The sequence below is a fragment of the Desulfopila aestuarii DSM 18488 genome, from assembly GCF_900143695.1.
Taxonomy (GTDB): domain Bacteria; phylum Desulfobacterota; class Desulfobulbia; order Desulfobulbales; family Desulfocapsaceae; genus Desulfopila; species Desulfopila aestuarii.
In genome coordinates, this window is record NZ_FRFE01000019.1 from 56,568 (window position 1) to 69,090 (window position 12,523).

Here is a 12,523-nt window from a genome sequence, read left to right on the forward strand (position 1 = left end):
GCAACATTTACGCATGTAATATCGCCTCTGAATGTCTCGACGCCTCTCTCGTTGAAAAAAATCTCTTACTGAGTAAATCCGAAAATATACTGGGTTCAGTGACAGAGAACAATAGAAAACGGTCTGGCATCCAGCTCACCCTTCATGAAGACAAAACAGGTTGTTTATCGGCCAGCAATTCATGACATAGATATTGAAGATTGGTTCTATTCTGGCTATATAGCATGCACACCGTCCCGGCAAAGAACGCCTTTGCCCCCAAAACCGGTCAGCGACAGCGAAAAGATCGACCACTCCCCGGCAAACCTCCCTGATTTTTCTTTCTGCCAGTGGAAAAGCAGTGCGACTACGCCAAAGAGTGCTTATATCTTTCAAGCAATATTGACAATTTTATCCACAAACGGCAGTGTTAACGCTCTATTGAGCCAGCGCTGAATCTGTGTCTTTTATCAGGCACCCACTATCGTTTGTGGTTTTTCTATACACACATCTGCTAATTTTTTGCACAAACTAGGAGCTCTCTCCATGACCGAGACACGACTGCGTTTTCCACCGAGCCCAACCGGCTACCTTCACATAGGCGGGGCCCGCACCGCCCTTTACAACTGGCTCTATGCCAAAAAGACCGGTGGCAAGCTGGTTTTACGAATCGAAGATACCGATGTTGAGCGGTCCACCCAGGAGTCTATCCAGGGTATCCTTGACGGCCTTGAGTGGCTGGGCATCAACTTTGATGAAGGCCCATTTTTCCAGACCGATTTCAGCGACGATCACTGCGCCGCCGCAGACAAACTACTGGCAGAGGGCAAGGCATATAAGTGCTTCTGCACCAAAGAAGATCTCGACGCCAAACGCGAGGCAGCTCTCGCTGCCAAACAGAATCTTGGTTACGACCGGACCTGCCTGAAATTGAGTGAAGCGGAACGGGCTGAAAAAGAAGCGGCCGGGGTCCCTTACGTTATACGGTTCAAAGTACCTGATGGGGAAAGGGTCATCAGCTACGATGACCGGATTCTTGGCCGCATTGACTGCAATATTAAAGAGGTGGACGACTTTGTCATCGTTCGCTCCAATGGAAAGCCGCTGTATTTGCTCTGCAACGTAGTGGATGATATCCGCGACCGGATTACCCACATCATCCGCGGCCAGGATCACATGACCAACACCATTCGCCAGGTGTTGCTCTACGAAGCCCTTGGAGCCCCGATTCCCGTTTTTGCCCATATGCCACTCACGCTGGACACCAAGAAAGCAAAAATATCGAAACGCAGCCATGGCGAGGTCGTTACGGTCCAATTCTACAAGGAGCACGGATTTCTGCCATGGGCTCTCAGCAACTTTCTGGTTCTGCTAGGCTGGTCTCCCGGCAATGATCAGGAGATCTTTTCACGAGAAGAACTTATCGAAGCCTTCACCCTGGAGCGCATCAATAAATCAAGCTCGATTTTCAACTTTACGAAGGGTGATGAAAAGTTTTTCACCGACCCAAAAGCCATCGCCATCAACGAGCATTACCTGCGCACCATGGATATTGTTGAGCTTGGTGAACTGGTGAAGGTTGAGCTGCAGCAAGATGGCCTCTGGGATGACGCCTATGAAGGAGAACGTCAAAAGTGGTATCACCATACCCTGAGCCTCATCCGGGACCGGTTCCATACTCTGAAGGATTTTACCACTCTTGGCCGTGCCTATTTCGCCGATGATTTTGCAGTGGAAGAAAAGCCCCTGAATAAAAATGTATTGAAGCATGAAGGATTGAAAGAGTGGTTCCCGATGTTAGCGGACCGTTATGCTGCACTTACCGATTTCTCGCTTGAGGAAACTGAGCGCGTTGCCCGAGAACTTGCTGAAGAACTCGACATCAAACCGGGTATTCTCATCAACGGAATGCGAACGGTCGTCACCGGTCAGTTGGCCGGCCCCTCGATGTTCGATATCCTGGTGACCATTGGCCGGGATAAAGTTGTCGAGCGGCTTCGTGATATCGACAAATTCTTTCCGGCGGCAGCATAAACCATCTTCATCAGAACAACCATAGGCACTATATAGATTATGGAACCTCAAGAACATCTCGAAGAAAAGCCCCTCGACTTTATCCGGCAGATTGTGGCTGAAGACCTGCAGAGCGGTAAACACAAGACCACCATCACCCGCTTCCCGCCCGAGCCGAACGGCTTTCTCCACATCGGTCACGCCAAGTCCATATGTCTCAATTTCGGCATCGCCGAAGAGAACAAGGCACGTAACGCTCGGTGCCATCTCCGCTTTGACGACACCAACCCTTCAAAAGAAGAGACGGTTTACGTTCAGTCAATCCAGAACGACGTCAAATGGCTTGGATATGACTGGGGGGAAAACCTCTTTTTCGCCTCCGATTATTTTGATCAGCTCCATGAGTTTGCCATCCAGCTGATCAAGATGGGCAAGGCCTACGTCTGCGACCTCTCTGCCGACGAGATCCGTAATTATCGTGGTACCCTGACCGAGCCCGGCAAAGAGAGTCCCTATCGCAACCGGAGCATCGAGGAGAACCTCGATCTCTTTCTCCGAATGACCAACGGTGAGTTCGCCGACGGATCCCGGGTCTTGCGGGCCAAGATCGACATGGCTTCGCCAAACCTCAACATGCGCGATCCGGTCATCTACCGGATCATGAAAACCGATCATCACCGCACCGGCGACAAGTGGTGCATCTATCCGATGTATGATTACACGCACTGCCTCTCGGATATGCTCGAAGGCATCACTCACTCGCTCTGCACCCTGGAGTTCGAAGACCACCGGCCGCTTTACGACTGGGTACTCGATGAACTCGAAACGCCCTGCCATCCGCGCCAGATTGAATTTGCCCGCCTCAACCTCACGTATACAGTGATGAGCAAACGGAAACTTCTGCAGCTGGTCAACGAAAAATACGTCGACGGCTGGGACGACCCACGCATGCTCACGATTTCCGGACTCAGGCGTCGAGGCTACACACCTGAGTCGATCCGCGATTTCTGTCAAACTATCGGGATGGGGAAAAAATCGAGCTGGATCGATATGGGTGTTCTGGAAAAAGCGATTCGTGACGACTTGGATCCCAAAGCGCCCCGCATGATGTGCGTGCTCAATCCGGTGAAGCTCATTATCGACAACTATCCTGAGGGTACTATTGAGATGATGGAGGCCCAGAACCATCCGAAAAACCCGGAAATGGGGTCCAGGCAACTGCCTTTTGGGAGAGAACTCTATATAGAACGGGATGACTTTATGGAGGATCCGCCCAAAAAATTCCATCGGCTCGGACCCGGTCGTGAGGTTCGTCTACGCTACGGCTATCTCGTCACCTGCGTTTCATATGACAAAGATGAAACAACCGGTGAAATCACTACTATTCACTGCACCTACGATCCGGCAACCAAAGGCGGCTCCGCCCCTGATGGACGGAAAGTCAAAGGTACTATCCACTGGGTGTCAGCTGAAAAGGGCATCGACTGCCCGGTTCGCCTCTACGATCGGCTCTTCACTGCCGAATTTCCAGATGCCGAAAAAGGCGTCGACTTCAAAGAATATCTCAACCCACAATCAAAAGTCGTTCTGGAACACGCCAAAGCCGAACCGGCCCTTGCCGAACTGGAGCCAGGCAAACAGGTCCAGTTTGAACGCACCGGCTATTTCTGCGCAGATTACGTGGAGTCTGAAACCGGCAAGCCGGTATTCAACCGTATCGTTACCCTGAGAGACTCCTGGGCAAAGGAGCAGGGAAAAAGCTGATACACTCCCTTCACACATCAACATTGCCCGCAGACTAACCCCCTAAGAGGTAAGTCTGCGGGCTTTTTTGTCCCGCCCCACCCCTATTCGTTATTCCAAATCTATTTGGTTCCTCGTTTTTATTCAAAACAACCACGCTCGACTGTTGGCCTGCGAGCTTTTAGGAATTCCTAATTATTTTTAGCTATCTTGATATATATGTTGATCTCCCTTAATGTTTGGTGTATCTAAACACGAACACAAAAAGAGGGGAGGAAATCATGAAAGACATGAGTATTACATTTCAGCACGTGACGAGAAAAATCCGTGACTATTTCCGCTCACAATACTCCCCACAGACACTGGTGCCGCTTTCCCGACTATGCAGGAGCGGCCGATTTACCATCTGCAAAGTGGCTGGAGACAGAAAACTCTGCGCACGCATCGGGGCACTCGGTATTTACCCAGGCGCCCAGGCAGAACTCATCTGCCCGCACAACGGCAGTCAGTGCATATTGCAATTGCATGGCAGCAGACTTTGCCTTGACCGGACAATTTCGGAAAATATTCTCGTGAGCGAATACTGATATTCAAACACACAATATTGTATTTTGAACCACATGGATTTTTAGAAAACTTCGAACTTCGCCTGTAGAGTACTTCAACTAACCAGAACCGAATCTGCCTTGAGCGGATTTTTTTTAGATTATCAAAGTTAGGGTCACATAAAACTATACAAAGGAATTAACAATTATGCTGGAAACACTCTTCATCTGGACAATCATCGGTGGTTGTGCCTTCTATGTCGGCCGCAAGTTTTATAAGCAATGGCGAAGGGCACTTGACCCGAAAGCTGGAGTATCCTGTGACTGTGGGTGCTCAGGCTGCAGTACAACATCCTGCGACAGCAGGAAAGAAGCATGTTGAATCCTGCCCATTACCACCTCAATATTTTCTAATACATTTTCATACAATTACCGCTATATAAACAAAGAATTCCAACTCAATCATCCAGGATTAATGCTATGGAAATCATTCCACTACGACAAATGAAAAAGGGACAAAGCGGCTCCATCTTCCAGGTAAAAGCCACAGGTGAGCTCGGCAGACGCATCAGAGAAATGGGTCTCATCCCCGGCGCCAGAGTAACCATATACGGCAGGGCTCCCCTCAAGGACCCCGTAGCAATCCGGGTGCTCAACACCACACTGACCCTCAGGAACAATGAAGCCGAATATATCCAGATAGAAATAGACTGATTTTTTTATCTTCCGGTAACACCTCACAATATCTCATCTTTCTCGTACAATATTATCATGACACCACCACTTACCATGGCCCTCGCGGGCAATCCGAATGCAGGCAAGACCACGCTTTTCAATCACATAACCGGTGCCCGACAGCATGTCGGCAACTATCCCGGCATCACTGTCGATCACAAAGAGGGGCGCCTTGTTCACCGATCTCAGCCGATTACCCTGACAGACCTTCCTGGGACCTATTCAATGACCGCCTATTCGGCGGAGGAACTCGTTGCCCGCGATTATCTCGTAAATGAACGACCACGAGTGGTCATCAATATCGTTGACGCTTCCAACCTTGAGCGGAATCTGTATCTGACCTGCCAGCTACTGGAACTCGGCGCACCACTGGTGATTGCACTGAACATGATGGATGTAGCCAAGGACAGGGGTATTGAAATACATGCGGATAAACTGGAAGAACTTCTCCAGGTGCCGGTCGTTCCAATTATCGCCCGCTCCGGCAAAGGAACTGAGAAACTGCTCGATACAGCCCTTCAGGTTGCTAACCAAGAGCATAAATGGCAATCACGCCACATTACTTACAGCGACGATATTGATGAAGCTATCGATGAAATGGTCTCCCTCATCGAGCAAGAAAATTTTCTGACCGACCTGTATCCCCCGAGATACACCGCCATCAAGTATCTCGAAAGCGACGAGCAGCTTCTGACCAAAGGCGGCAACAATGATCCAGCGAGTTCATCTCTGCTTACTGCCATTGTTGACAATATCTCCAACCACACACTGAAGACTCTGGAAGTATATCCCGAGTCGATCATTGCAGATCACCGATACGGCTATATCCGGTCCATCGTCCGCCAGGGGGTGATGAGCCAGAATCATGATAGCGACCGCCTCTACACCTCTGACAAGATCGACAAGGTCCTTACCCACAGGCTTATGGGGCCCCTGTTCATGTTCGCCATCATCTTCATCCTCTACCAGTTCACGTTCTCATGGAGTGAGCTGCCGGTTGGTTGGCTGGAAAATTTCTTTGGTTGGCTGGCCGAGGTTGCCGAGGCGACCTTACCCGATGGACTCATGAAATCTATGGTGATATCCGGTGTTATTGATGGGGTTGGTGGAGTCCTTGGCTTTGTTCCACTGATCATGTTCATGTTTTTCGGTATCGCCATCCTGGAAGACTCAGGCTATTTGGCCAGGGTCGCCTTCATGATGGATCGCATTTTCAGGATTTTTGGCCTGCATGGCTCTTCGGTCATGCCCTTTATCGTCTCCGGAGGCATTGCCGGCGGCTGCGCTGTGCCCGGGGTTATGGCCACTCGAACCCTTCGATCTCCCAAAGAGCGAATGGCAACCCTTTTAACCGTTCCATTCATGAACTGCGGGGCCAAGCTTCCGGTGCTCGCCTTACTCACCGGTGCCTTCTTCAGCGAACATCAGGCCCGCTATATGTTCTTTTTTACCATGCTGGCCTGGGTGGTGGCCATGCTGGCGGCAAAACTGCTTCGTTCTACTGTCTTACGTGGTGCACCGACCCCTTTTATCATGGAATTGCCCCCTTACCGTTTTCCAACCCTCCGCGGTTTACTTATCCACACATGGGAACGTACCTGGCAATACATCAAAAAAGCGGGCACTGTCATTCTCGCTATTTCCATCCTCCTGTGGGCCATGATGACCTTCCCGGAACTGCCGAAGGAACAATCTGCTGTTTTCAGCTCCGAGCGTGATACTGTTATAGCTGCCTATGGGGAAACAGTAGCTGCAGAAGTCCTTAATGCAGAAAAGGACAATCTCACCGGCAACGCAGAACAGCTTGCAGAAGAACTTGCAGAAATTGACAGTCGTGAAGCTGAAGCATCGCTAAAGAACTCTGTAGCCGGTCGTATCGGCACTGGACTTGTCGGAATTTCATGGCTAGCCGGCTTTGACTGGCGGACCAATATCGCCCTGGTTGGGGGGTTTGCCGCCAAGGAAGTTATCGTCTCTACCCTCGGTACAGCGTATTCCATGGGTGAAGTGGCTGTGGAAGAGTCAGAGTCGTTGGGAAAACGCCTCCAGAGCGATCCAAAATGGAACAAGGTCAGTGCTGTTGCAGCGTTGCTCTTTATTATGTTCTACGCGCCTTGCTTTGTGACAGTGGTCTGTATAGCCAAGGAAGCTTCTTGGGGATGGGCCGCTTTTTCCGTCACCTTTAACACCGTCTTTGCCTTTGGCCTAGCCACACTGGTCTACCAGATAGGGACCCTATTGCAGCTTGGTTGAACTCATTATTTCCGGTAAAAGGGCTAGCAACACAAAGGGCCAGGTCCCGAAGGATCCTGGCCCTTTGCATAGGGGGGGAAGGAGAAAATTAATTCTCACACCTCATCTATTACACATTTAATGCCAACCAAGATCAATTAAGACCTTCCTCTGAATATTTAGCTATTTACGCTAGATTAAAAAGAACATACCCAACGCTGTGAATGTTTTTCATGGGCACATTCTTCCCAACACCGGCAAAAAGTTGGAAATATTTGCCCACGCTTCCCGTTTGCTGTTCATATCCCTGCCTTGGCTTTACTACAAATTAAAATCAGATTACTTCACGTTCATGATTTTTTTGCACATTTTGAGCAAAATCCCAAACGCTGCTCTTCAAAAGGATGTTCAGCGTCTCAGATGGTGCGACAACAGTATGAGCAGAATAGGGAGATGGCCAGAACCCGATGGCCCAAAACACAAAGGGCCAGGTCCCGAAGGATCCTGGCCCTTTGCATAGGGGGGAAGGAGAAAATTAATTCTCACACCTCATCTATTACACATTTAATGCCAACCAAGATCAGATAATACCTTCCTTTGAATATTTAGCTAGTTACGCTAGATTAAAAAGAACATACCCAACGCTGTGAATGTTTTTTATGGGCACATTATTCCCAACACCGGCAAGAAGTTGGAAATATTTGCCCACGCTTCCCGTTTGCTGTTCATATCCCTGCCTTGGCTTTACTACACATTAAAACCAGATTACTTCACGTTCATGATGTTTTGCACATTTTGAGCAAAATCCCAAATGCTGCTCTTCAAAAAGATGTTCAGCGTCTCAGATGGTAGGACAATAGTATGAGCAGAATAGGGAGATGGCCAGAACCCGATAGCCCAAAACACAAAGAGCCAGGTCCCGAAGGATCCTGGCGCTTTGTATAGGGGGGGGAAGGAGAAAATTAATTCTCACGCCTTATCCCTTACACATTTAATGCCAATCTGACCGAATAATACTTTTTCTATTATTTTCAACATATTAAACAAATAACAAGAATCTTACTTTGCGAATCGATCACATTTCGTGTGCACATTCTTCCCACCAACGCGACAGAGTGGGAATTTTTTGCACACTCTTCCCATTTCTGCTCACTTCCAGGCTCATCATTTAATCCATGCCCAGATAGGCTTTTTGTACTTCCGTGTTGTTTTTCAGATTTGCTGCCGTATCACTGACAGTGATCTCACCGGTTTGCAGGACATAGCCACGATGGGCAATGGATAGTGCCATCAGGGCGTTCTGCTCGACCAGTAGAATGGTGGTTCCTTTGTCGTTAAGCGTTTTGATAATATCAAAGATCAACTCAACCAGAATCGGCGCCAATCCCATCGACGGCTCATCAAGCATTAACAAATCGGGATCCATCATCAGTGCCCGGGCAATAGCAAGCATCTGCTGCTCTCCACCCGAAAGAGTACCGCCATATTGTCCAAGTCGTTCTTTAAGACGGGGGAAAAGAGTACAACCGTATTCCATACGCTCTTCAGTCAGGCTCCTATCCCGAAGAGTAAACGCCCCCATTTCCAGGTTTTCTTTGACAGTCAGGGTCGGAAAAATCCCCCTGCCCTCCGGGACATGGACCATGCCAGACATCACGATATCATGAGGCGCTGTCTGAGAAATATTTTTCCCGTTATATTCAACGCTCCCTTTTTTCGGATGCATCATTCCGGAGATGGTCCGGAGAATAGTACTTTTACCGGCTCCGTTGGAACCGATAAGCGTTACGATCTCACCTTTGTTCACCTCGATGGAGATCCCTTTCAGGGCATGAATACGACCGTAGTAACTGTGGACATTTTCTAGTTTCAACAGGCTCATGCGATCTTCTCCTCATGCTGTCCGGCTACGGCACCGCGACCAAGATATGCCTCGATGACACTGGTATTTGATCGAATCTCTGCCGGTGTGCCTTCGGCGATCTTTTCGCCATAGTCCATAACACAGATATTCTCGGAGATATTCATGACCACCCGCATATCGTGCTCAATCAAAAGAATGGTGATACCCATCTCTTCACGAATACGCCTGAAGAGCCGCGTGATCTCTTCTGTCTCCTGCGGATTCATGCCTGCTGCGGGTTCATCGAGCAGCAGCAGCAGAGGGTCGGCCGCCAGTGCCCTGGCTATTTCCAGTCGCCGCTGTGCGCCATATGGTAAGTTCTTGGCAAGGTCATTGCCAACATCACCCTTTATGCCCACATACTTCATCAACCTGAGCGCTTTCTGCTCAGCTTCCTTTTCCTCTTTTTTAAAGGTGGGAAGCCTAAAGAGGGTATCAATGCCGGACTGCTTCATATGGACATGCATTCCGGTGAGGATATTTTCAATAACCGTCATCTCCTGAAAGAGCCGGATATTCTGAAATGTCCTCGAAATACCACGAGCGGCAATCTGATCGGGACGAAGCCCAACCAGCGACTTACCATTAAACTTTATGGATCCCTCGGTTGGTTTGTAGATACCTGTGAGGGTATTGAAGAACGTGGTCTTGCCAGCACCGTTTGGGCCAATGATTGAAACAATCATCCCCTTTTCAAGCGAAAAGCTCACGCCGCCGATGGCTCGCAGACCACCAAATGTCTTTGTTAGATTCTCTATTTCCAGTAATGCCATAGCAGCGCCCTCTTACTCCGTTTTTTCCAGTGCAAGCTTTCGCTCGCGCCGTTTTGCCGGGATCAACCCTTGCGGCCGGAAGATCATCATCAAAATGAGAATGAGACCAAAAAGCAACCGCTGATACTTGGCTGGATCTAGCTGCGTTGAAAGATCGCTCCAAGCAAAATTGATAATCGGGATAATCGCATCACTCTGTCGCAACTCATTGAGGTACAGTGAAAAACCCTGGAGCACCTGCAGGTTGAGAATGGTAATGGTCGCCGCACCGAGAATAACACCGGGGATACTGCCGGAACCGCCCAGAATAACCATGGACAGAACACCGATCGACTGCATGAAAGAAAACGATTCAGGGCTGATAAATGTCCTGCTTGCTGCCAGAAGTACACCCATGATACCAGCAAAAGATGCACCCACCGCAAAAGCGGAGAGTTTGGTCTTCACCAGGGGAATTCCCTGAGCAATAGCTGCCGTTTCGTCTTCACGAACAGCTGTCCAGGCGCGGCCCATGGCAGAGTCATCGAGTCGCTTGGTGACAAAGACAATGACCATAATCACCATCAGCGCCAGTATGTAGAACCAGAGGTTGTACATGTGTGAGGTGTTGACTTCATGCCCCACCAGTGGACCAAAAATGGTGTTGAACCAATCGACCACCCAGTCCGGCATAGAGGGTCGCTGAATCGGCGTTATCCCTTGTGGGCCATTGGTAAAGTTGAGCGGTTTATCGAGGTTGTTGGCCAAAACCCGGATCACTTCACCGAACCCGAGGGTGACGATGGCCAGATAGTCGCCGCGCACCCGCAGTACAGGCAGACCAAGCAATATTCCGGTCATGGCGGCAACAATGACACCCAACATCATGAAGAGATAAAAGAAATCTCCGGCAAGCAAAAAGGGCAGATCGGATGGCTGAGTGCCAGGAGCATACGGCAGCACGAAAAACTGCTGGGAACCAAAAAATGCCCAGAGATATGCACCAACAGCGTAAAAAGCAACATAACCAAGATCGAGCAAACCGGCAAAACCAACAACGATGTTGAGACCAAGGGCCAGAGCAGCAAATACGCTGATCTGAAAAATGACCTCGAGGTAGAAAATGTTTCTGACCCCGAGTATCGGCATTATCAGAAGCGTCATCACTACCGCAGCAGTAATTTTAAAGCGATTGCTGGTATTGAAGAAATAGAGCGAAAGAAACGAACTCATCAGGACCAGAAAGGCCAGATTCGATCGCGGCTGAAAATAGACCAGGAGAGTGCCTGTGACGATATGAGCGAAAACGATCAGATACGGCAGAGGACCCTGGTTCACTTTATCGAACGCATCCTTAAAAGAGAACGAACTCATGTGCGACTCCTATGCTTTCTGTCCGACGTTTTTACCCATCAGTCCCTGCGGCCTGAAAATGAGCACAAGAATGAGAATACTGAAGGCGAAGATGTCCTTGTATTCCGAACCGGCAGCTCCCATGGTGAAAATCCCCATGTAGGAACCGGCAAAAGTCTCGAGCATGCCGAGAACTATACCTCCGAGCAGCGCACCGGTAAGGTTGCCAATACCGCCTAAAACCGCGGCCGTAAATGCCTTAAGACCCGGGAAAAAACCAACGAACGGATCAATTCGGGTAAACTTCAAGGCATACAGGACACCCGCAGCACCACCAAGCATACCGCCAACCAGGAAGGTTGTTGAAATAATGCGATTGACATTAATCCCCATGAGGCTTGCGGTATTCCGATCCTGGGCAACCGCCCGGATTGCCTTGCCGATCCTGGTGGCGTTTACCAGATAATTGAGTGCAACCAGCATCAGTACTGCAGAAACGATGACCACAATTGATTTTACGGAGATGCCAAGTGTGATATTCGACGTACCCATGGCAAATTTTCCAAATACAATTCGCTGATCAAAGTTGCCGAAAGTCGGCATGATACGGTTGAACTGGCCGGTAGTGAGACTTTCCACCAAACGGATAACATCCTGCAGAAAGAACGACACACCGATAGCGGAAATCAGCGGTACGAGACGCGATGCCCCTCGAAGTGGCCGATAGGCGACACGCTCCACCGTCATGGCCAAGCCACCGGCAGCCAGCATGCCCATCAGGATGGCCAAGATGAGGTACGAGTACGCCATCCCCAGCGAAGCTCCTGCCAACATCCCGGATGAATCGAGGGCGATGAGCAGTTCAACCCCGACAAAAGCGCCGACAGCAAATATTTCGCTGTGGGCAAAGTTGATAAACTCTAACACCCCGTACACCATCGTATACCCTAGCGCGATAGCGGCATAGACAAAGCCGATGGTCAAGCCGTCAATGACGACCTGAGGCAGATTGATCATGGTGTAGGTGTACACAGAGACGTTATAGCGATCCAGCAGGTCCACACCGACAGCTGTCTTATCCAGCATCAGCGCAATGCCAATTGCAATCGCCGACATCACCACGGCACTGCCGCAGGAAAAGGCGAGCAGCTGACCGATCGGCCGCACGATCTCGGTCACATTCACGTATTTCAGGAATCCTTTCATATTTTCGCCCTAGATAAAAAAGAACCGGCCCTTTTAACAGCAAAGGGCCGGACTATCAAACT

Annotated in this window: 11 protein-coding genes; 7 read left to right on the plus strand and 4 right to left on the minus strand. The window is 49.6% G+C overall.

The annotated features are described in order from the left end of the window. The first annotated feature begins 144 nt into the window (after window positions 1-144). From BUF15_RS26845 to feoB, 7 genes are all read left to right on the plus strand, one after another. Window positions 145-435, plus strand: a complete 291-nt coding sequence (locus tag BUF15_RS26845; RefSeq protein WP_143170758.1) for a hypothetical protein — start codon at window positions 145-147, stop codon at window positions 433-435. Window positions 436-525: 90 nt separating this feature from the next. Continuing rightward, window positions 526-2,013 (plus strand): glutamate--tRNA ligase, encoded by a 1,488-nt coding sequence (gene gltX, locus BUF15_RS17265; protein ID WP_073614957.1) that lies wholly within the window; start codon window positions 526-528, stop codon window positions 2,011-2,013. Between the two features lie 39 nt (window positions 2,014-2,052). Then, complete coding sequence (locus BUF15_RS17270) at window positions 2,053-3,756, plus strand: glutamine--tRNA ligase/YqeY domain fusion protein (RefSeq protein ID WP_073614958.1); 1,704 nt, start codon at window positions 2,053-2,055, stop codon at window positions 3,754-3,756. Window positions 3,757-4,016: 260 nt separating this feature from the next. After that, window positions 4,017-4,322 carry a FeoA family protein gene (locus BUF15_RS17275; RefSeq protein ID WP_073614959.1) on the plus strand — a complete coding sequence of 102 codons (306 nt, stop codon included), beginning with the start codon at window positions 4,017-4,019 and terminating at the stop codon, window positions 4,320-4,322. A 166-nt stretch (window positions 4,323-4,488) separates the two neighbouring features. Next, entirely contained in the window at window positions 4,489-4,662 is a 174-nt protein-coding gene (locus BUF15_RS17280) for a FeoB-associated Cys-rich membrane protein (protein WP_084554132.1), read from the plus strand. A gap of 98 nt (window positions 4,663-4,760) precedes the next feature. Then, window positions 4,761-4,994: a FeoA family protein gene (locus BUF15_RS17285; protein ID WP_073614960.1), complete on the plus strand. Its 234-nt coding sequence runs from the start codon at window positions 4,761-4,763 to the stop codon at window positions 4,992-4,994. Window positions 4,995-5,051: 57 nt separating this feature from the next. Then, complete coding sequence (gene feoB / locus BUF15_RS17290; protein ID WP_073614961.1) at window positions 5,052-7,268, plus strand: ferrous iron transport protein B; 2,217 nt, start codon at window positions 5,052-5,054, stop codon at window positions 7,266-7,268. Between the two features lie 1,147 nt (window positions 7,269-8,415). On the opposite strand, the gene BUF15_RS17295 is transcribed toward feoB, so the two are convergent. From BUF15_RS17295 to BUF15_RS17310, 4 genes are read right to left on the minus strand one after another with little or no spacing between them, the layout of a single operon-like run. Next, window positions 8,416-9,129 carry an ABC transporter ATP-binding protein gene (locus tag BUF15_RS17295; protein WP_073614962.1) on the minus strand — a complete coding sequence of 238 codons (714 nt, stop codon included), beginning with the start codon at window positions 9,127-9,129 and terminating at the stop codon, window positions 8,416-8,418. Continuing rightward, window positions 9,126-9,923, minus strand: coding sequence for an ABC transporter ATP-binding protein (locus BUF15_RS17300; RefSeq protein ID WP_073614963.1), 798 nt, complete (start codon window positions 9,921-9,923; stop codon window positions 9,126-9,128). Before BUF15_RS17300 ends, BUF15_RS17295 begins: the two co-directional genes overlap by 4 nt. 12 nt (window positions 9,924-9,935) lie before the next feature. Further along, a complete protein-coding gene (locus BUF15_RS17305) occupies window positions 9,936-11,276 on the minus strand; it encodes an ABC transporter permease subunit (RefSeq protein ID WP_073614964.1) in 1,341 nt (446 codons plus the stop codon). Between the two features lie 9 nt (window positions 11,277-11,285). Then, window positions 11,286-12,461, minus strand: a complete 1,176-nt coding sequence (locus tag BUF15_RS17310) for a branched-chain amino acid ABC transporter permease (RefSeq protein ID WP_084554134.1) — start codon at window positions 12,459-12,461, stop codon at window positions 11,286-11,288. Window positions 12,462-12,523 lie beyond the last annotated feature (62 nt).